This is a genomic window from Yinghuangia sp. YIM S09857 (genome assembly GCF_051388915.1).
GTDB lineage: Bacteria > Actinomycetota > Actinomycetes > Streptomycetales > Streptomycetaceae > Yinghuangia.
This window is the reverse complement of the sequence record NZ_JBPKBH010000017.1, coordinates 126051-146088: the sequence shown is the minus strand read 5'-3', so window position 1 is coordinate 146088 and position 20038 is coordinate 126051. Positions and strand designations below refer to the sequence as shown.

General features: G+C 71.5%; 19 protein-coding genes. 9 read left to right on the top strand and 10 right to left on the bottom strand.

Annotated elements, in window-relative coordinates:
- Positions 1-75: 75 nt before the first annotated feature.
- The 4 genes from ACRX5S_RS29995 to ACRX5S_RS29980 are packed head-to-tail and all read right to left on the bottom strand — an operon-like array spanning position 76 to position 6079.
- Complete coding sequence (locus ACRX5S_RS29995) at positions 76-1254, bottom strand: acyl-CoA dehydrogenase family protein (RefSeq protein ID WP_436776289.1); 1179 nt, start codon at positions 1252-1254, stop codon at positions 76-78.
- A 6-nt stretch (positions 1255-1260) separates the two neighbouring features.
- A complete protein-coding gene (locus ACRX5S_RS29990) occupies positions 1261-2208 on the bottom strand; it encodes a hydroxymethylglutaryl-CoA lyase (protein ID WP_436776288.1) in 948 nt (315 codons plus the stop codon).
- Entirely contained in the window at positions 2205-4385 is a 2181-nt protein-coding gene (locus ACRX5S_RS29985; protein ID WP_436776287.1) for an acetyl/propionyl/methylcrotonyl-CoA carboxylase subunit alpha, read from the bottom strand. The genes ACRX5S_RS29990 and ACRX5S_RS29985 overlap by 4 nt, the downstream gene beginning before the upstream one ends.
- Before the next feature lie 8 nt (positions 4386-4393).
- Positions 4394-6079 carry a carboxyl transferase domain-containing protein gene (locus ACRX5S_RS29980; protein WP_436776286.1) on the bottom strand — a complete coding sequence of 562 codons (1686 nt, stop codon included), beginning with the start codon at positions 6077-6079 and terminating at the stop codon, positions 4394-4396.
- Positions 6080-6195: 116 nt separating this feature from the next.
- On the opposite strand from ACRX5S_RS29980, the gene ACRX5S_RS29975 reads away from it, so the two are divergent.
- The gene (locus tag ACRX5S_RS29975; protein ID WP_436776285.1) at positions 6196-6816 is read left to right on the top strand and encodes a TetR/AcrR family transcriptional regulator; all 621 of its coding nucleotides are present in this window, start codon (positions 6196-6198) and stop codon (positions 6814-6816) included.
- A 103-nt stretch (positions 6817-6919) separates the two neighbouring features.
- A complete protein-coding gene (locus ACRX5S_RS29970) occupies positions 6920-7678 on the top strand; it encodes an enoyl-CoA hydratase family protein (protein WP_436776284.1) in 759 nt (252 codons plus the stop codon).
- 27 nt (positions 7679-7705) lie between these two features.
- Here ACRX5S_RS29970 and ACRX5S_RS29965 read toward each other — a convergent pair whose 3' ends face one another.
- Positions 7706-8143, bottom strand: a complete 438-nt coding sequence (locus ACRX5S_RS29965) for an ASCH domain-containing protein (RefSeq protein ID WP_436776283.1) — start codon at positions 8141-8143, stop codon at positions 7706-7708.
- Between the two features lie 84 nt (positions 8144-8227).
- Here ACRX5S_RS29965 and ACRX5S_RS29960 point away from each other — a divergent pair, with 84 nt between their 5' ends.
- On the top strand, positions 8228-8860 hold the full coding sequence (locus ACRX5S_RS29960) for a uridine kinase (RefSeq protein ID WP_436776282.1): 633 nt from the start codon (positions 8228-8230) through the stop codon (positions 8858-8860).
- Between the two features lie 203 nt (positions 8861-9063).
- Positions 9064-10794, top strand: coding sequence for an MFS transporter (locus tag ACRX5S_RS29955; RefSeq protein WP_436776281.1), 1731 nt, complete (start codon positions 9064-9066; stop codon positions 10792-10794).
- Positions 10795-11059: 265 nt separating this feature from the next.
- Here ACRX5S_RS29955 and ACRX5S_RS29950 read toward each other — a convergent pair whose 3' ends face one another.
- A complete protein-coding gene (locus ACRX5S_RS29950) occupies positions 11060-11266 on the bottom strand; it encodes a cold-shock protein (RefSeq protein ID WP_436776280.1) in 207 nt (68 codons plus the stop codon).
- Positions 11267-11907: 641 nt separating this feature from the next.
- On the opposite strand from ACRX5S_RS29950, the gene ACRX5S_RS29945 reads away from it, so the two are divergent.
- From ACRX5S_RS29945 to ACRX5S_RS29935, 3 genes are all read left to right on the top strand, one after another.
- Positions 11908-12582: a histidine phosphatase family protein gene (locus tag ACRX5S_RS29945; protein WP_436776279.1), complete on the top strand. Its 675-nt coding sequence runs from the start codon at positions 11908-11910 to the stop codon at positions 12580-12582.
- A gap of 120 nt (positions 12583-12702) precedes the next feature.
- Positions 12703-14283: a VWA domain-containing protein gene (locus ACRX5S_RS29940; protein ID WP_436776278.1), complete on the top strand. Its 1581-nt coding sequence runs from the start codon at positions 12703-12705 to the stop codon at positions 14281-14283.
- 130 nt (positions 14284-14413) lie between these two features.
- Positions 14414-15256 carry an aldo/keto reductase gene (locus ACRX5S_RS29935; RefSeq protein ID WP_436776277.1) on the top strand — a complete coding sequence of 281 codons (843 nt, stop codon included), beginning with the start codon at positions 14414-14416 and terminating at the stop codon, positions 15254-15256.
- Here the strand turns inward: ACRX5S_RS29935 and ACRX5S_RS29930 are convergent.
- From ACRX5S_RS29930 to ACRX5S_RS29920, 3 genes are read right to left on the bottom strand one after another with little or no spacing between them, the layout of a single operon-like run.
- On the bottom strand, positions 15244-15474 hold the full coding sequence (locus ACRX5S_RS29930) for a hypothetical protein (protein WP_436776276.1): 231 nt from the start codon (positions 15472-15474) through the stop codon (positions 15244-15246). The two genes, ACRX5S_RS29935 and ACRX5S_RS29930, sit on opposite strands and share 13 nt — an antisense overlap.
- A gap of 1 nt (position 15475) precedes the next feature.
- Positions 15476-15808, bottom strand: a complete 333-nt coding sequence (locus tag ACRX5S_RS29925) for an SHOCT domain-containing protein (RefSeq protein ID WP_436776275.1) — start codon at positions 15806-15808, stop codon at positions 15476-15478.
- A gap of 46 nt (positions 15809-15854) precedes the next feature.
- A complete protein-coding gene (locus tag ACRX5S_RS29920; RefSeq protein ID WP_436776274.1) occupies positions 15855-16286 on the bottom strand; it encodes a DUF6325 family protein in 432 nt (143 codons plus the stop codon).
- Between the two features lie 198 nt (positions 16287-16484).
- On the opposite strand from ACRX5S_RS29920, the gene ACRX5S_RS29915 reads away from it, so the two are divergent.
- Positions 16485-17027, top strand: a complete 543-nt coding sequence (locus tag ACRX5S_RS29915) for a potassium channel family protein (protein ID WP_436776273.1) — start codon at positions 16485-16487, stop codon at positions 17025-17027.
- 112 nt (positions 17028-17139) lie between these two features.
- Here the strand turns inward: ACRX5S_RS29915 and ACRX5S_RS29910 are convergent, their stop codons facing one another.
- Entirely contained in the window at positions 17140-17919 is a 780-nt protein-coding gene (locus ACRX5S_RS29910) for a TVP38/TMEM64 family protein (protein WP_436776272.1), read from the bottom strand.
- A gap of 206 nt (positions 17920-18125) precedes the next feature.
- Here ACRX5S_RS29910 and ACRX5S_RS29905 point away from each other — a divergent pair, with 206 nt between their 5' ends.
- A complete protein-coding gene (locus ACRX5S_RS29905) occupies positions 18126-19934 on the top strand; it encodes a glycoside hydrolase family 3 N-terminal domain-containing protein (protein WP_436776271.1) in 1809 nt (602 codons plus the stop codon).
- Positions 19935-20038: the final 104 nt, after the last annotated feature.

The window sequence follows — 20038 nt, the reverse complement described above, 5'->3', positions numbered from 1 at the left end:
CGTACCGGTCGGCCGGTACGGGCAACAGGGCCAGGGCGCCCCCGAACTGTGGGCCCGCCGAGGTCGGGCCGGGCGTCAGTGCGCGGTCAGGGCCTCCCCCACGCCCAGCGTCCTTGCGATGAGCATGCGTTGCACCTCGGACGTCCCCTCGCCGATCTCCAGGATCTTGCAGTCGCGCCAGAAGCGGGCGACCGGGTACTCGTTCATGTAGCCGTAGCCGCCGTGGATCTGCGTCGCCTCGCGGGCGTTGTCGACGGCGGCCTCGGAGGTGTACAGCTTCGCGAGCGCCGCCTCGTGCTTGAACGACTCGCCGTGGACCATTCGAGACGCCGCGTGACGCCACGTCAGGCGGGCGGTGTGCGCCCGAAGTTCCATGTCCGCGAGCTTGAAGGCGATGGCCTGGTTGGCACCGATCGGGCGGCCGAAAGCCTTCCGCTCGCCCGCGTAGCGCACCGACTCGTCTACGCAGCCCTGCGCGAGGCCGGTCGCCAACGCGGCGATGGCGATGCGGCCTTCGTCCAAGATGCCGAGGAACTGGGCGTATCCGCGGCCGAGTTCGCCCAGAAGGTTCTCCCCCGGCACGCGGCAGTCGCTGAACGCGAGCTCGTGCGTGTCGGAGGCGTTCCAGCCGACCTTCGAGTAGCCGGGTGCGACCGTCATGCCCGGTGTCCCGGACGGGACGATGATCGTGGAGATCGCCTTGCCGCCGTCCGGCTTCGTGCCGGTGACGGCCGTGACCGTGACCAAACCCGTGATGTCCGTACCCGAGTTGGTGATGAAGCTCTTGCTGCCGTTGACGACCCACTCGCCGGTCGCCTCGTCGAGCCGGGCCGTGGTACGAGTCGCGCCCGCGTCCGAGCCGCCGTCCGGCTCGGTGAGGCCGAACGCGCCCAGCATCTCCCCCGAACACAACCTCGGCAGCCAGTGCCGCTTCTGCTCCTCGGTCCCGTACTTGTGGATCGGCATGGCGCCCAGCGAGACCGCGGCCTCCAGGGTGATCGCCACCGACGAGTCGACGCGCGCCAGTTCCTCCAGCGCGACGCCGAGCGCGAGGTAGTCGCCGCCCATGCCGCCGTACTCCTCGGGGAACGGCAGGCCGAACAGCCCCATCTTCCCCATCTCGCGCACGATCGGGTACGGGAACTCGTGCCGCTCGTAGTAGTCCCCGATCACCGGCGCGATCACGTCGCGGGCGAACTCCCGGACGGTGGACCGCAACAGCTCCAGCTCGTCGTCGAGCCTGTGGTCGAGCATGGTCGCCTACCTCTGCTGCTTCTCGCCCGCGAGTGCGCGGACGGTACGGGACGGGCTGGGTCGGCCCAGGTGTTCGGCCATCCACGTGCTGGTGGCGACGAGGCGGCCGAGGTCGACGCCGGTGTCGGCGCCGAGTCCGGTGAGCATCCACACCAGGTCCTCGGTGGCGAGGTTCCCGGTGGCGCTCTTCGCGTACGGGCATCCGCCGAGCCCGCCCGCCGACGCGTCGACCGTCGCGACCCCGGTGCGGAGCGCGGCCAGGGTGTTGGACAGCGCCTGGCCGTACGTGTCGTGGAAGTGCACCGCGAGCCGGTCCGTGTCGATCCCCGCGCGCGCGAACCGGGCGATCATGTCGGTGACCTGGCCCGGGGTGGCGACGCCGATCGTGTCCCCGAGGCTGAGCTGCCAGCAGCCCATCTCGATGAGGCGGACGCCCACATCGACCACCTGAGCCGGGTCGACCGCCCCCTCCCACGGATCGCCGAAGCACATCGACAGGTAGCCGCGGGTGCGGACCCCGGACGCGGTGGCGCGGGCCACGACGGGAGCGAACATGTCGAGGGCTTCGGTGAGTCCGCGGTTGAGGTTCCGCTGTGCGAAGGTCTCGGTGGCGCTGGCGAACACCGCGACGTGGCGCGCGCCCAGTTCCAACGCCCGGTCGAGCCCGCGCTGATTGGGGACGAGCACCGGCAGGTCCACCGCGGCCAGGTCCTCGATCTCCGCGAACACCTCGGCGGCGTCCGCCAGTTGCGGAACCCACGCAGGCGGCACGAAGCTCGTCGCCTCGATCGTGGTGAGCCCGGTCTTGGCGAGCCGCCGGATGAACTCGGCCTTCACGTGGGCCGGGACGACCGCCGATTCGTTCTGGAGCCCGTCGCGGGGGCCGACTTCGTGGATCCTCACCCGGGGCGGGAGCCCGGGTTCGGGAACGACCATGGGCAGTGCGTCGGTCATGACTTGTCCTCGCCTTCGGCGGCCTGGGTCTGAACGGTCGCGTCTCGAACCGCCGCGCCCCGAGTCGCTGCCTCCCGAACCGTCGCGTCCCGAGCCGCTGCGTCCCGAGTCGCCGCCTGGACCGCCGCGTCTTCAGGGGTGCCCCCACCCGCGTCCTGGGCACCGCCCTCGACCGCGTCCCCGCTGCCGTCCTCCGCATGCACCAGCGCCAGGACTTCGTCCAGCGCCACCCGCGACCCGCCGTCCACCCGCACCTCGGCCAGCACACCGTCGAAAGGCGCCGTCACCGCGTGCTCCATCTTCATCGCCTCGACGACCACGACCGCCTGACCCTCCGTCACCCGCTCCCCCGCCGCCGCCTTGACGACGGTGACGGTGCCCGGCATGGGGGCCACCAGCGTGCCGTCGCCCGCCGAGCCGCCCGCCCCGGGACCCGACTCGACCGGGTCGAACGGGACCGCGCGCCAGGTGTCCGCCCCGTGCGAGATCCACCAACTGCCGTCGTCGGCAAGGGCGTACCGGAAAACCTCGGTCAGGCCGTCGTACGTCAGCCGCACCCGTCCCGGCTCGCCGACCACGATGTGCGCGGGCACCGCCAAACGATCGCCGGCCATCTCAGCGGCGCCGCACACCACTTCGGTGTGCCGCCCCCGCCCGTGCACGCGTACCTCGACCGGATCGCCGCCCTCGATGCGGAACCGATGCACGGTGGCCGCGTGTTCGCCGAGGCGCCAGCCCGAGGGGACCGAGAACGGGTCCGTCCAGCCGTCCGACGTGTCCGGCTCCAGGGCCGCGTGTGCGAGCAGCGCCGCGGCCACCGGCACGGTCGGCGGTACGTCCCCGCGCAGCAACGTCGGCATGGCGGCCTCGACCAGGCCGGTGTCGAGGCGTCCCGCCACCACGTCCTCATGCGCGAGGAGCCGGGACAGGAAACCGATGTTGGTGTGCACGCCGAGCACCACGGTCTCGGCGAGCGCGGCGCGCAGGCCGCGCAGCGCCTCGTCGCGGTCGGCGCCGTGCGCGATCACCTTGGCGAGCATGGGGTCGTAGCCGGTACCGACTTCGACACCCTGCGCGAGCCCCGAGTCCACGCGCGCCAGGTGCCCGGGCTCCTCCAGCAGCAGTACGCGCCCACCGCCCGGCAGGAAGCCCCGGTCCGGGTCCTCGGCATACACGCGCGCTTCGACCGCATGGCCGTTCAACAACAACTCATCCTGCCCAAAAGGCAGTTGGTCGCCCGCGGCGATGTCGATCTGGCACTCGACCAGGTCGAGCCCGGTGATCGCCTCGGTGACCGGGTGCTCGACCTGGAGCCGCGTGTTCATCTCCATGAAGAAGTACTCGTCGGGGTTGTCCGCCGACACGATGAACTCGACCGTGCCCGCGCCGGCATAGCCGCACGAGCGGGCGGCCTCGACGGCCGCCGCACCCATGGCGGCCCGCGTCTCGTCATCCAGCAGCGGGGACGGGGCCTCCTCCACGATCTTCTGGTGCCGCCGCTGGAGGCTGCATTCGCGCTCGCCGAGGTGGATGACGTTGCCGTGCGTATCGGCGAGGATCTGGACCTCGATGTGGCGCGGCCGGTCGATCCAGCGTTCGACGAGCAGCGTGTCGTCGCCGAAGGCACCGGCCGCCTCACGGCGCGCGGCGGCGATCTCGTCCGCCAACAGCCGTTCGTCGCGCACGAGATGCATGCCCTTGCCGCCGCCGCCCGCGGACGGCTTGAGCAGCACCGGGAAGCCCACCTTCCTCGCCTCGTCGGCGAGTTGGGCGTCAGTCAGGCCGCTGCCGCTGCTGCCGGGCACGACCGGCACCCCGAACGCGGCCACCGTCTGCTTCGCGCGGATCTTGTCGCCCATCAACTCGATGGCCTGGGCGGGCGGTCCGACGAAGGCGATGCCGGCGTCCTCGACGGCGCGTGCGAACGCCGCGTTCTCGGCGAGGAATCCGTACCCCGGATGCACGGCGTCCGCGCCCACCCGCACCGCCGCGGCGACCACCGCCGGGATGTCGAGGTAGTCGGGCACGCGTACCGCGACGTCCGCGTCGAGCACGTGCGGGGCGCCCGCGTCGGCGTCCGTGTAGACGAACGCCGCGCGGATTCCGAGGCGTTCGAGTGTCGCGGCGATGCGGCTGGCGATCTCGCCCCGGTTGGCGATGAGGACCGTGTCGAACATGCGGCGGCTCACATCCGGAAGAGGCCGAAGCCCGGGTCGGCGAGGGGGGCGTTGGCGCACGCGGTCAGCGCGAGCCCGACAACGGTCCGGGTGTCCAACGGGTCGATGACGCCGTCGTCCCACAATCGGGCGGTGGCGTAGTACGCGCTGCCCTGCCGCTCGTACTGGTCGAGCACCGGCTGGCGGAAGGCCGCCTCGTCCGCGTCCGGCCAATCCTCGCCTCGCGCCGCGAGTTGGTCGCGCTTGACCGTCGCGAGGACGGTGGCGGCCTGCTCGCCACCCATGACGGAGATCTTCGCGCCCGGCCACATCCACAAAAAGCGCGGCGAGTAGGCCCGGCCGCACATCGAGTAATTGCCCGCGCCGTGTGAACCGCCCACCACCACGGTCAACTTGGGGACGCGCGTTGTGGCGACGGCGGTGACCATCTTCGCGCCGTGTTTCGCGATGCCGCCGTTCTCGTAGGCCTTGCCGACCATAAAGCCGGTGATGTTCTGAAGGAACAGCAGCGGGATTGCGCGCTGGTCGCACAACTCGATGAAGTGCGCGCCCTTCATGGCCGATTCGGAGAAGAGGATGCCGTTGTTGGCGACGATGCCGACCGGGTGCCCGTGTACGCGCGCGAACCCGGTGACAAGCGTCGCGCCGTATTCGGCCTTGAACTCCGAGAAGCGCGAGCCGTCGACAATGCGGGCGATGACCTCGCGTACGTCGTAGGGCGTCCGGTTGTCGGCCGGGACCACCCCGTAAAGCCCGACCGGGTCCACCGCGGGCTCCTCGACCGGGGCGACGTCCCACGGCCGGGGCGCGCGCGGGCCCAGCCCGGCCACGATGTCCCGGACGATGCGCAGCGCGTGCGCGTCGTCCTCGGCCAGGTGGTCGACCACCCCGGAGGTGCGGGCGTGCACCTCGCCGCCGCCCAGCTCCTCCGCCGTGACCACCTCGCCTGTCGCGGCCTTCACCAGCGGCGGGCCGCCCAGGAAGATGGTGCCCTGGTTGCGCACGATGACGGTCTGGTCGCTCATCGCGGGGACGTACGCGCCGCCCGCCGTGCAGGACCCGAGCACCGCGCTGATCTGCGCGATCCCCGCGGCCGACATGCGGGCCTGGTTGAAGAAGATGCGGCCGAAGTGGTCGCGGTCCGGGAAGACCTCGTCCTGCATGGGCAGGAAGGCGCCGCCCGAGTCGACGAGGTACACGCACGGCAGGCGGTTCTCGTACGCGATCTCCTGCGCGCGCAGGTGCTTCTTGACGGTCAGGGGGTAGTAGGTGCCGCCCTTCACGGTCGCGTCGTTGGCGACGACCATGACCTCGCGCCCGGACACCCGCCCGATGCCCGCGACGACGCCCGCGGCCGGGGCGGCGCCGTCGTAGAGCCCGTCGGCGGCGAGCGGGGCGACCTCCAGGAACGGCGAACCGGGGTCGAGCAGCGCGTCCACCCGCTCGCGAGGCAGCAGCTTGCCGCGGGCGGTGGGCCGGGCGCGCGCGGTCTCACCGCCGCCGAGCGCCGCGGTCGCGAGCCGGCGGCGCAACTCCGCGACTTCACCCATGTGGGCGAGCGTGTTCGCCCGGTACGCCTCGCCGTGGACGTCCGCGCGTGTGCCCAGGCGCGGCCCGAGCCCCGCCGCGGGCGCCGCACCGGCACGCGCGGTTCCGTTCGCGCGGACGCCGGTGGTCGTGGGGGTTGCCCGCATGCCGCCGCCTCCGTGTGTCGCCTCGTCCCGCCTCCGGCCGCCTGTTAGCGATCGTTAACAGAACTCGATGGACCCGACGTTAGCGATCGTTCACATCCGTGTCTAGCATGGTCGCCATGTCGGTCGATCAGGTCACCAGTCCGCGCCGCGCGCAGATCCTGCGCGAGGCCGCGCGCCTCTTCGCGGCCCGCGGCTTCCACGGCGTCAGCGTCGACGAGATCGGCGCCGCGTCCGGCATCACCGGCCCCGGCCTCTACCGGCATTTCCGGGGCAAGGACGCGATGCTCGCCGAGCTGTTGATCGGCATCAGCGAGCGGCTGCTGTCCGGCGGGCGGGCGTGCCTGGCGGAGCACGGCACCCCGTCCGGACAACTGGACGCCCTCATCTCCCGGCACATCGACTTCGCCCTCGCCGAGCCCGCGCTGATCGTGCTGCACGACCGCGACCTCGCGAGCCTGCCGGACACCGACCAGCGCAAGGTGCGGCGGCTCCAGCGCGCCTACGTGGAGATATGGGTGGGCGTGGTCGTCGACGCCTACCCCGGGTTCGCGCGCGAATCGCAGCCCGCCACCGAAGCCCAGGCCCGCGCGTCCGTCCACGCCGTGTTCGGCCTGCTCAACTCCACCCCGCACAGCGCGGCGGCCGGACACCGCGGCCCCCGCCCGCCCGGCCCCGACACGATGGCCGCCCTGCTGCGCACCCTCGCCCTCGGCGCATTCGCCGCGGCGGGCGACTGACCTCCGCCGGATCCGACGGCGTCGCCCGCGTCAGCCCGAACTTCCCACTGTGGTACGCCCCGACGCCCCACCCCGCACCCAACTCCCGGAGGACGCGCGCCCCATGCCCCTGGTCACCCTCACCCGAGACGCGGCGATCGCCACCATCACCCTCGACTCACCCACCAACCGCAACGCGCTGTCCGCCGCTCTGATGGACGAACTCGGCGCGCACCTGGCCGCGGTCGCCTCCGACGCCTCCGTACGCGCGGTCGTGCTCACCCACACCGGCCCCACCTTCTGCGCGGGAGCCGACCTCAAGGAGGCCGCGGAGGGCGGCATGGCCCGCGGCACGCAACACCTCCTCGACCTGCTCCGCGCCGTCATCGAACTACCGGTCCCGGTCCTCGCGCACCTGCGCGGCAACGCCCGCGCCGGGGGCCTGGGCCTGGTCGGCGCCTGCGACTTCGCGGTCGCGCCCGCCTCCACGTCCTTCGCGTTCTCCGAAGTGCGCCTCGGGCTCGCGCCCGCGATCATCTCGCTGAGCACCCTCCCGCGCCTCGAACCCCGTGCCGCCGCGCGGTACTTCCTCACCGGAGAGGAGTTCGACGGCGCCGAGGCGGCGCGCATCGGCCTCCTGACCCTGGCCGGCGACGGCGTCGAGGGCACCGACGCCGCGGCCGAACACCTGCTCGCGGGCCTGCGCCTGGCGTCCCGTCAGGGCCTCGTCGAGACCAAGAAGTTGCTCAACACCGCCCTCGCCGAACGCGTCGCGGCCGACGGCGAGGCCACAGTCCGCCTGTCCGCGACCCTGTTCGCCTCCGAGGAAGCCGCCGAAGGCATGCGCGCCCGAAAGGAACGCCGCCCACCCCGCTGGGTCTAGAACCCGTGGACCTCGTCGGCCACCGCACTAGCCTCCTGCTCCCTGGATGCGCTCGACGAGGCGGAAGCGCTCGGCGACCACGATGGTGTCGTCGTCCACCTCGAAGTGCGGATCGCCGAGCGCCTCGCGCATCTCGGAGCTGTGCCAGAAGGCCTCATGGGCTGCCCGCCATGAGGCGATCGACTCATCTCCCTCGCCCTCGTCGCGGACATGCGGCCAGTCGACGTCGCGCAGCGGCACGGTGCGCACCTCGGTCACCTCGATGACGGCCACCGGACGCATGTCGGAGTCGACGACGACCTGACGCGTGCCGACGGTCGGAAGCGGCTCCCCTTCGACCTCGTAGTCGACGAGAAGCCCCGTCGTCGACGTCTTCGCGCCGGTCAGAATCGCCGATACCAACTTGTCGCACAGCGGTCCGGGGAACCCGAACTCGGCCGACGGAAGTGCGGAGTAATCGGTCATCCCGCGAGCATAGGCAGCCGGAATCCATCTCCGGTCGAGGCGCCGGTCGCGTCGGTCCGTGACGCGGCGGTGCAGGATGGGTGCGTGCGTGTACGTCCCCTGACTCCCGAGGCGTTGGCCGAGCACCTTGCCGGGGTGGTCGCCGAGGCGGTGCCGCGCGACCGGCGGCTGCGGGTGGCCGTGGACGGCGCCGCGGCCGCCGAGCCCGGCGTGCTGGCCGATGCGATGGTCGCGCCGCTGCGGACCGCAGGGCATCCCGTGCGGCGGGTGTCCGCCGACGACTTCCTGCGTCCCGCGTCCGTCCGGCTGGAACACGGTCGCCACGACGCGGATTCGTTCTACTGGTCGTGGCTCGACGAGAAGGGCCTCCAGCGCGAAGTCCTCGACCCGCTCGGTCCGGACGGCGACGGGCGCATGCTGCCGAGCCTGTGGGACGCCGAGCGCGACCGGGCCACGCGAGCCGGGTACGTCGAACTCCCGCCGGGTGGCGTGCTGTTGCTCGACGGAGCGCTGCTGATCGGACGCGGCCTGCCGATCGATCTGACGGTGCATCTCAGCCTGTCCCCGGGCGCGCTGGAACGCCGTACCGACGCCGACGCGCGGTGGACACTTCCCGCGTACGACCGCTACCGCGCGGAGTGCTTCCCCGAGGAGTCCGCGGACATCGTGGTGCGCTGGGACGACCCGCGCCGCCCCGCGCTGGTCCTGCCCGAATAGGCGCAGGTCTCCCCCGAATCACCGCAAGGTACCGGCCGGGCAAATTACCGATCGAACGTTAGCTATGCCTCTGGTACGTGTAACCGCCCGGCACTACGCTCGCCTCCCGCTCTTCGCACCGCGTACACGCCGCATCACGCATGTGCCACGCACCAGTTCGGCAATCCGCACCGCTCATGTCCCGGGCGCTCCGAGGAGGCCGCATGTCCGAAACCACGTCGCCCAGCGGTGACGCAGGCGCAAGAGAACCCGAGACCGCCGTCGCGGCGGCTCCGCCCCGAAGTCCCTTGGGGCCGCTGTGGAATCGGCAGTTGGACCGCTATCCCGAGACCGGTCCGCGGGTGTTCTACCTGTTCATATCGACGCTGGCCGGCATCGTCCTCTACTACGAGCTCTACGTGCAGTACTCGGTCTCGACGTCCCTGATCTCCGAGTTCGGCATGACGTACATGTTCGCCACGATGATCTCCGTGGTGGGCAACCTGGCCGGAGCCTTCGCCTCGCTGCTGGCCGGTCTCGCGGACCGCTGGGGCCGCGCGAATCTGGTCGTGTACGGCCTGCTCCTCGTCGGCCTGCTGATCGTCTTCGCGGTGCCCAACGCCCAGTCCAAGACCCAGCTCATGGTCTACATGGCCATCGTCAGCTTCGTCGAGGGCATCGTCCTGGTCGCCTCCCCCGCCCTGATCCGCGATTTCTCGCCGCAGATCGGCCGGGCCGCGGCGATGGGCTTCTGGACGCTCGGACCGGTCATCGGCTCGCTCACCACGACGATCGTCACCAGCAACACCCTTGACAGCTACGGCTGGGAGGACCAGTTCCGCTTCGCCGGGTACGCGGGGCTCGCGGTGTTCGTGATCGCCTTCTTCGGCCTGCGCGAACTGTCGCCGCCGCTGCGCGACCAGCTCATGGTCAGCCTGCGCGACCAGGCACTCGTCGAGGCCAAGGCCCGCGGCCTGGACACCGAGCAGATGCTCAAGGGCCAGTGGAAGCAGATGATGCGGCCGGACATCGTCGTCCCGACCCTCGGCATCAGCCTGCACCTGATGTTCTACTACTCGGCGGTCGGCAACCTGGTCGTCTACTACGCAACCGCCTTCGGCTACTCCGAACAGCGGACGAACGCCCTGGCCAACTGGTACTGGGTGGCCAACGCGCTGTCGCTGGTGTTCGTCGGCATCGTGTCCGACCTGCTCAAGGTGCGAAAACCGTTCATGATCCTGGGCGGCGTCGGCACCGTGGTCTTCACCCTGCTGTTCCTGATGCGCACCGACGACCCGAGCACCGGCTACTACCACTTCGCCTGGCTGCTGGTCGGGATCGGCGTCTTCAGCGGCTTCACGTTCGCGCCGTGGATGGCGGCGTTCACCGAGACGGTCGAGCGCCACAACCCGGCGGCGACCGCGGTCGGGCTGGCGGTGTGGGGCTGGACGCTGCGCGTCGTCGTTTCGGTGTCGGCGATCTTCACGCCAATCATCGTCACGGCCGTCACCCCGTTGGTGAACGACGGCGCGAAGGTCGAGGCGGCGGCCGCGGAGGCGGGTACGGCGGCGCAGACCGTGCAGGCGCATCCCGAGCTGTTCGCCGAGCTGGACAGGTACCCGAACGAGCAGGACATACCGCTCGAACTGCGGATCCGGGCCGTCCAGACCGTGGGCATGGACAAGCTCATGGAGGTCCAGGCGAAGGCGGAGGCTCTGCGCACGCTCGACAAGTACGCCCCGGACGTCCTCGCGGCCCAGGAGCGGGCGCCGGACGAGTGGGAGCGGTGGTGGTGGTTCACCATCGCGTGCCAGGCGCTGTTCCTGCCGACGGTCTTCCTGATGGCCGGGCGCTGGGACCCGCGGAAGGCGCGGGCGGACGCCGAGGAGCACGCCCGCAAGGTCGACGCGGAGCTGGCCGAGCTGGTGCGCGAGCCGGCGGACAGCGACCGCTGACCGGAGAACGCCGCTGACGGGAGATCGCCGCCGCCCGGAGAGTGACGGCCGACGGGAGAGCGGCCACCCGCAAGAGAGCGACAACGCCGCAGGGGCTCGTACCGGCGAAGTGCCGGTACGAGCCCCTGCGGGTGAGTGAGCGGGAAGGCTCGGTTCAGCCGATGGTGCGGATGTTCTCCGCCTGGAGGCCCTTCTGGCCCTGAACCACGTCGAACTCNCCCCCCCCCCCCCCCCCCCTGCGGGTGAGTGAGCGGGAAGGCTCGGTTCAGCCGATGGTGCGGATGTTCTCCGCCTGGAGGCCCTTCTGGCCCTGAACCACGTCGAACTCGACCTGCTGGCCCTCGATGAGCTCGCGGAAGCCGTTCGCCTGGATCGCCGAGAAGTGCGCGAAGACGTCGTCGCCGCCGCCGTCCTGCGCGATGAAGCCGAAGCCCTTTTCCGAGTTGAACCACTTGACGGTACCGGTAGCCATATTTCTCTCCTTCAGGGGAAGGTCCACGAATCCGCACCGCGCGGATCCGGTGTCGCTGTGATGATCACCCTGAATTCGGGAAACGGCGCAAGCACCGACACCGAAAACATCCACCGAAACCAAAAAATGCACCTGCCGTTACAACTCGACAGGTGCACACAGATTTCGCTGGGAACCACAACTGCAACGAGTACGACGTTAGCACACACCGCTCGCGAACCGCGAAATATGCGAATCGCCGCAGGTCGCGAGGCCGGCCGCGGGGTCGACGGGGGGCCGGCGGTGGATAGGCCGCGGGGCCGAACACGCGGCCGGCCGAGGGCGGGCCGCGAGGCCCCGGGGGCCGTAGAGTCCCGGCGTGACGCGGGGCCGCCCGGGGGCGGACCGCAAGGCCCGGGGCCGTGAGTCCCGGCGTGACGCGGGGCCGGCCGAGGGCGGGCCGCGAGGCCCCGGGGGCCGTAGAGTCCCGGCGTGACGCGGGGCCGCCCGGGGGCGGACCGCAAGGCCCGGGGCCGTGAGTCCCGGCGTGACGCGGGGCCGGCCGAGGGCGGGCCGCGAGGCCCCGGGGGCCGTAGAGTCCCGGCGTGACGCGGGGCCGCCCGGGGGCGGACCGCAAGGCCCGGGGGCCGTAGAGTCCCGGCATGATCGAGAGCCCGGGCGTCATCGACGCCGTCGCACGGCCCAAGCGCATCGTCCTGATCCGGCACGGCGAGTCGCAGGGCAACGTCGACCCGGCGATCTACGAGCGGGTGCCGGACCACGCGCTGGAGCTGACCGAGCGCGGGCGCAAGCAGTGCGAGGAGGCCGGGCGCGAGCTCCGCGCGCTGTTCGGCACCGACCACGTGACGGCGTTCGTGTCGCCGTACCGCCGCACGCGCGAGACCTTCCGTCTGCTGGGGCTGCATCCGGAGCGCACCCGGGCCAAGGAGGAGCCGCGCCTGCGCGAGCAGGACTGGGGCAATATCCAGGACCTCGCCGACATGGAGCGGCAGCGGGCGGCGCGGGACGCGTACGGGCACTTCTACTACCGCTTCGCGCACGGCGAGAGCGGCGCGGACGTGTACGACCGGGTCAGCTCGTTCCTGGAGACCGCGCACCGCGACTTCGCCCGGCACGCGCTGCGGTACGGGCCGGACCGCAACGTCCTGCTGGTCACCCACGGCCTGACCATGCGCCTGTTCTGCATGCGCTGGTTCCACTGGTCGGTGGAGGAGTTCGAATGCCTGTCGAACCCGGGCAACGGCGAGACCCGGGCGCTGCTGCGCGGCGAGGACGGCCGGTACGTCCTCGACAGGCCGTTCGACCGCTGGAAGTAGGCGGCCGGACACGGCTCGTCGGCCGCGCGGAGGAGGCCCGGGTAGGCCCTGCGGACGAGGCTCGCCGAGTTCACCGGACCCGTCGCCCGGCAGGGCCGCCGAGCGTGCATGATGTGCAGCATGACCACGATGTCCAAAGGCGCGAACATCCCAGTCCCGACCACCGCTCTGCGTGCGGTGGTCTCCTGGCGGACCGGCGGTGCGCCGGACGTCGACGTCTCCGCCCTGCTCCTGGCCGACACCGGCAAGGTGCGCGGCGAGGAGGACTTCATCTTCTACAACCAGCCCGCGCACCCGTCGGGCGCGGTCGCGCACGCCGGCAAGCAGAACGCCTCCGACGGCACCGCGACCGACGCCATACGGGTCGACCTGAGCCGCGTGCCGGCCGACGTCGTGCGCATCGTCGTGGGCGCGTCGGCGGACGGCGGGACGTTCGGGCAGGTGCCCGGCCTGGCCCTGAAGCTGCTCGACGAGGCCGGGCGCGAGCACGCGGTGTTCGACATCGCGGACGCCACGACCGAGACCGCGTTCCTGTTCGGCGAGCTGTACCTGCGCAACGGCGCCTGGAAGTTCCGCGCGGTCGGGCAGGGGTACGCGTCCGGTCTGGCGGGCCTGGCCACCGACTTCGGCATCGCGGTGGACGCCGAGCCGGAGCCCCCCGCCGCCCCGCAGGCGCCGCCCGCCCCCGCGGCCGGGTACACGCCGCCGCCGATGCCGCCGTCCGCGGTGCAGACCGCCCCGAACCCGGCGGTGCGCACGCTGCCGACCGCGCCCACGGCGCCGGCCGGGGCCCCGCCCGTCCCGCAGACCGCACCGCCGCAGGCGGCCCCCGCGTCGGGCACGGTCAGCCTGAAGAAGCAGAAGCTCGTCAACATGGAGAAACGTCTCGGCGAGGAGGGTCACGGGCGGCTGCTCGACCTGACGAAGAAGGCCGCGGTCAGCCTGGAGAAGCGCGGCCTGGGCGAGCACACGGCGCGGGTCGCGCTGTGCCTCGACATCTCCGCGTCGATGCAGAACCTCTTCCAGTCCGGCAAGGTGCAGGCGCTCGTCGAGCGCGTGCTGTCGCTCGGCCTGCGCTTCGACGACAACGGCGAGGTCGACGTCTTCCTGTTCGGCCAGAACGGGCACGAGGCCGGGACCCTCAACCTCAAGCAGTACCAGGGCTGGACGAACCAGATGCTCCAGCGCTACCCGCTGGAGGGCGGCACCGACTACGCCGCCGCGATGCGGCTGCTGCGCGAGAACTACTTCAAGTCCTCGGGGCCGCGCCACGCACCGCTGGCCGACCGCGTGCCGGTGTACGTCATGTTCATCACGGACGGCATGACCAGCACCGAGCAACTGACGCGCGAGCAGGTGACGTACTCCAGCTACGAGCCGATCTTCTGGCAGTTCATGGGCATCGGCCCGTCGCCGAAGGCGGTCGACAAGGTGGACCCGTCGGCGACCGTGCAGACCGGGCCGAAGAAGAAGCCGAAGCTGGCCGAGCGCCTCCAGAACAAGCTCATCGAAAAGCTCACCGGCGGCTTCGCGTTCCTGGAGGAGCTCGACAACCTCCAGGGCCGCTACACCGACAATGCCGCGTTCTTCGCGGTGACCGACCCGGCGAACCTCACCGACGAGGCGCTGTTCGACCTCATGATGGAGGAATACCCCGACTGGTTGAACCGGGCGCGCAGCATGGGCCTGCTGACCGGCTGAACGCCCCGAAGCCCGTCCCGGAGTCGCCCCGGGGCGGGCTTCGTCGATCTCCGGCGCGGGATGCGGGGGTTCGCGCCGCCGATTGGCGATGATCAGGGGACCACGTGTCGAACGTCCGGAGGAACCACCCGTGAACAGCGTCCCGAACATCACCCTCAACAACGGCGTGTCGATCCCGCAACTCGGCTTCGGCGTATGGCAGGTGCCGCCCGCGGAGACCGAAGTGGCGGTGCGCGCCGCGCTGGACGCCGGGTACCGCAGCATCGACACGGCGTCGGCGTACGAGAACGAGAGCGGCGTGGGTGCCGCGATCGCCGCGTCCGGCATTCCGCGCGACGAGCTGTTCGTGACCACCAAACTGTGGAACCGCCGGCAGGGGTACGACACGACCCTCGCGTCGTTCGACGACAGCCTGGACAAGCTCGGGCTGGACTACATCGACATGTACCTCATCCACTGGCCGATGCCCGCCGCCGACCGCTACCTCGACACGTGGCAGGCGTTCGAGAAGCTGTACGCCGACCAGCGGATCCGCGCGATCGGCGTCTCGAACTTCCAGATCCCGCACCTCGAACGCCTCTTCGACGGCTCCGGCGTGGTCCCGGCCGTCAACCAGGTCGAGCTGCACCCGTACCTCCAGCAGCGCGAACTGCGGGCCTTCCACGACGAGTTCGGGGTCAAGACGGAGGCGTGGAGCCCGCTGGCCAAGGGCGGCGCGCTGCTCACCGACTCGGTGATCACCGGGATCGCGGAGAAGCACGGCCGCACGCCCGCCCAGGTGGTGCTGCGCTGGCACGTGCGTCAGGGCACCATCGTGATCCCGAAGTCCGTCACGCCGTCGCGGATCGCGGAGAACATCGCGGTGTTCGACTTCGACCTGGACGAGGCCGACGCCGAGGCGATCGCCAACCTGGACCGGGGCCGCCGCACGGGGCCGGACCCGGACACGTTCAACCTCGGCTACGACGGCTGAGCGGGGCGGCGGCGCGCGGCGGAGGGACGGCGGCGGACGTCGGCGGGACCGCGGCGGCGTTCGTCGGAGGGACTGCGACCGGCCTCGGAGCGGCGGCGCCGGACCCGTACCTCGACGGGGCGGCGCCGCCGGCGTACCGCGCGCCCGACGCCGCCCAGCGCCAGGTGGCAGGCGGCGATGAGAGCCAGGAACACCCCGCCGGAGACCAGCGCCGCCACCTCAGCCGCCGAGGATGCGGGCCTTCTGCGCCGCGAACTCGGCGTCGCTGAGCACGCCTTGGTCACGGAGTCGGGCCAGGCGTTCGAGCTGGTCGACGACGGGGTCGGCGGCCGGGGGCGGCGGGGCGGAGGCGCCTTGCGGGGCGTACGCCTGGGCCTGCGGCTGCTCCGCCTGGTACTGCGCGGCGGCGTCCTGCTCGGCCATCCGGTTCGCCTGGTGCTCGCGCACGCGGCCGCTGACCGCGGACGCCGTCCCGGCGACCACGGCGGTGCGCACCGCGGCGCCCAGCAGCCCGGGGCCGCGGCGGCCCATCATGGGTCCTCGCATCAGCATGGCTCTGCTCCTGTTCTCAGGGATCCTCAGGTGGCCTCAGGTGTCCTCAGGCGCCCTGGGCGGCCACGGCCATCAGGGCGGCCTCCGCGGCGGCGGCGGGGATGCGCTCGAACGCCGCGACCCGGCCGTTCGCGCGTCCGATCGCGGTGGCGATGCGTGCGGCCCAGGTGTTCTCGAAGACGACGACCGCCGCCGACGAGTCGGCCGGCAGGTCCTCCGCGATGAGGTCGATGTCGTCCTCGTTCAGCAGCCCGGCGATGGTGCCGTCGACGTCGTCGAAGGCCGCGACGTCGGCGGGGTCCAGGGTGTCCAGCTCCTGGTGCACCGTCTCGCCGTCGGGCGTCTTGCGGATGAAGGTGAGGTCGAGGATGCGGATCGTGCCGCTGTTGACCAGCGCCGCGAGGGCGGGGCCGATCTCACCGCGGAACCTGCTGCCGGGGAACTCGACCACGATGTAGTCGACGGGTCCCAATTCCATCGTGCGTCTCCGCCGCCTTCCCGGTTCACGGACGCCGGAGCGCTTTTGCGGACGCCGCGGGCACCGCGGCATCCCCGATGACGTCCTGATGGCCAGTCAAACCCGGGGTGCGGGGGCCCGCAACAGCAGAGCACCGAGGTGCCTGTGTGGCGGGAACGTCCTGTGGGGCACAGCATGGAAGGCGGCTTTGGAGGGTCCATGGGCGCGCAGGCGAGATCGGCCGGGTGGTGGATGGCGCTGCGGACGCTCGCCGCGCTGGTCCTGGTGGTCGTGGCGTACTACGTCCTGCCGCAGGACGCCGATGACGCGTCGTTCGCGGTCCGGACGGTGGCCTTCGGGGTGTGCGTGCTGGGGCTGGCCGGGCTGATCCTGTTCCTGATCACGCGGGACGGCCGCGGGTCGGTGCCCGGGCGTGCCGAGGGTCTGCTCCTGACGGTGGTGGTCAGCATGGTCTTCTTCGCCACGGTGTACCACCGGATGGCCCAGGACAGCGGGCAGTTCAGCGGTCTGGAGACCCGGACGGACGGGCTGTACTTCACCCTTGTGACGGCGGCGACCGTGGGGTACGGCGACATCAGCGCCGTGGGGCAGGCCGCCCGCGTCGCGGTGATGGTGAACATCGTCTTCAACCTGGTGTTCCTGGGCGCGGGGGTCTCCGTCGCGCTGGACCGGATCAAGCAGCGCCGCAGGAGCGCGGCGCCGGTGACGGAAGGCTCGGCCGAGCCGCCGCCTCCCGACTGACGCGGCCTGACACGGCCGGGTTCAAGGCCCAGGTCGGGACGTCGCGCCCGGTTCACGGCCCAGGTCAAGGCATCGCGCCCGGGTTCAAGGCCCAGGTCGGGGCGTCGCGGATTCAGGTCCGACGGTTTGCCGGGACCGGGGCCTGGCTGTCGGCGTGCCGGTCGGCCGGCTTCTCCGGCGACGTGGGGGGCGTGGCGGCGCCGTCGTCGTCGGCCCGGCCGTCGGGCGGCCCCTCCTCCGTCTGCCCGTCCGCGGTCCCCTCGGCCAGGGCCTTGCCGCGGCCGCGGAAGAACAGGGTCGCGCCGGCGATGAGCAGGACCCCGACGGTGGCCATCACGACGACCTGCATGGACAGGCCGTTGCGTACCGACGCACCCGCGGCCACCTGGACCATCGTGGCGGGCAGCAGGCCTATCGACGACCCGATGACGAAGTGGCGCACGCGGATGCCGGTGGCGGCGGAGCCGTAGTTCACCACGAAGCCCGGCATGACCGGGACGAGGCGCAGCACGACGACCGGCAGGACGCCGTGCCGGGTGAGGCGGGCGTCCAGGTCGGCGAGTGCCTGTTTGCGGTGCATCCAGCCGCGCACCCGGTCTCGGCCCATGCGGCGGCCGACGCCCAGCGCGATGACGCTGCCGAGGACCGTCCCGGTCATCGCGACGGCGGTCCCGGTGACCGCGCCGAAGAGTGCGCCCGCCGCGGGGGCGAGGAGGGTCTTCGGCACGAAGAAGGCCACGCAGAGCGCGCAGATGACGATGAAGAGGGTGATCACGACGGGGGTCGGATACTCCGTCCAGGCTCCGTGTGTCAGCCAGTCGCGCAGCGAGTCGAGGATGCCCGTGACGGTGTCGGCCGCCCAGCCCAAAAGGTCGCGCACGGCGTCGACCATGTGTGCGCCCCCTCCACCCGGTCGTCGTGCGCCACTCAATCCGCCGATTGTACGGGTGGCCCGGAGGGCCCCGTGTCCCCTCGGGGTTCGCTCATGGTCATCTCAGACTAAAACCTAGTGACTAGTAGGTTTTCATGGGACGATATGCGCGTGGGTCGTCCTCACTCCGCCCACGTGCTCGACCCCCCGTCCAGGAGGCAGTGACGATGACCCGGATCAGCGCGGAATCGGCCCGCAACACCTTCCGCGGCGGTGCGACCGCGCCGTACGAGGACCCCTCGCTCCCGATCGCCGAGCGCGTCGAGGACCTTCTCGGCCGCATGACTTTGGCGGAGAAGGCGGGCTTGCTCTTCCAGACCATCGCCGTCATGGGCGAGGACGGGCGGCTCATCGAGGACGCCGCCGAGTCCCCCATGGGCACGCCGACCGTGCGCGACATGGTCGAGGCGCGGCTGATGAACCACTTCAACCTCATGGGTGGCGCGGATCCCGCACAGATCGCCGCGTGGCACAACAAGGTCCAGGAGATCGCGCTGGGCACACGCCTGGGCATCCCGGTCACCGTCTCGACCGATCCGCGCCACCACTTCACCGACAACCCGGGCACCGCGATGCTCGCCGGGGGCTTCTCGCAGTTCCCCGAGACCTGCGGGCTCGCGGCGATCGGCGACGAGAAGCTGGTGCGCGACTTCGCCGACATCATGCGCCGCGAGTACCTGGCGGTCGGCATCCGCGTGGCGCTGCACCCGCAGATCGACCTGGCCACCGAGCCGCGGTGGTCGCGCATCAACGGCACGTTCGGCGAGAACGCGGAGCTGACCGGGCGCATGGTCGCGGCGTACATCGAGGGCGCGCAGGGCGCGGAGCTGGGTCGGGACTCGGTCGCGACGATGACCAAGCACTTCCCCGGCGGCGGCCCGCAGAAGGACGGCACCGACCCGCACTTCGCGAACGGGCGGGAGCAGGTCTACCCGGGCGACAACTTCGCGTACCACCTGGAACCGTTCAAGAAGGCGCTGGCAGCGGGCACTTCGCAGATGATGCCGTACTACGGCATGCCGGTCGGGACCGACATGGAAGAGGTCGCCTTCGGCTTCAACAAGGGCGTGATCACCGGACTGCTGCGCGAGGGGCTGGGCTTCGACGGCATCGTGTGCACCGACTGGGGCATCATCAGCGACGCCGAAATCTTCGGGACGCCGTACCCGGCCCGCGCGTGGGGTGTCGAGCACCTGAGCGAGTCGGAGCGCGTGCGGAAGGTGATCGAGGCGGGCTGCGACCAGTTCGGCGGCGAGGCGTGCCCCGAACTGGTTGTCGCCCTGGTGCGGGACGGCGAGGTGGCCGAGGAGCGCATCGACGCCTCGGTCCGACGGCTGCTGCGCGAGAAGTTCGTGCTGGGCCTTTTCGAGAACCCGTTCGTGGACGTCGAGGCGGCGGCGGCGATCGTCGGCACCCCGGAGTCGGTCGAAGCCGGTCTCGCGGCGCAGGCCCGGTCGATCACGCTGCTCAAGAACGGCGCGGACACCCCGGTCCTGCCGCTCGCACCGGGCACCAAGGTGTACGTCGAGGGCGTCGACGCCGAACTCGCCGCCGGCTACGGCACGGTGGTCGCCTCACCGGAGGACGCGGACGTGGCGATCCTGCGCACCCGGACGCCGTGGGACCCGGCGGAGGGCCCGTTCGAGGCGTTCTTCCACTCCGGCTCGCTCGCCTTCGGCGAGGAGGAGCTGGCGCGGATCCTCGAACTGTGCGGCAAGGTACCGACGGTGGTCGACATCTACCTGGAACGCCCGGCCGTCGTCCCGGAGATCGCCGAGGCCGCGGCGGCGCTGGTGGCGAACTACGGTGCGGCGGACGGCCCGCTGCTGGACGTGCTGTTCGGCCGGCGTACGCCCGAGGGCAGGTTGCCGTTCCAGTTGCCGCGTTCGATGGCGGACGTGGCAGCGCAGCGGTCGGACGTCCCGAGCGACGGCACGGACGCCGTCTACGAGTTCGGACACGGACTGTCGTACTGAGGCTGCCCGGGTTCGCCAGTTCGGTCCGCGACTTCAGCCCCGCAACTTCGGCCCCGCGGCGGACTGTTCCGCCACGGGGTCGTCGTGCTCCCGCGCGACCGGGC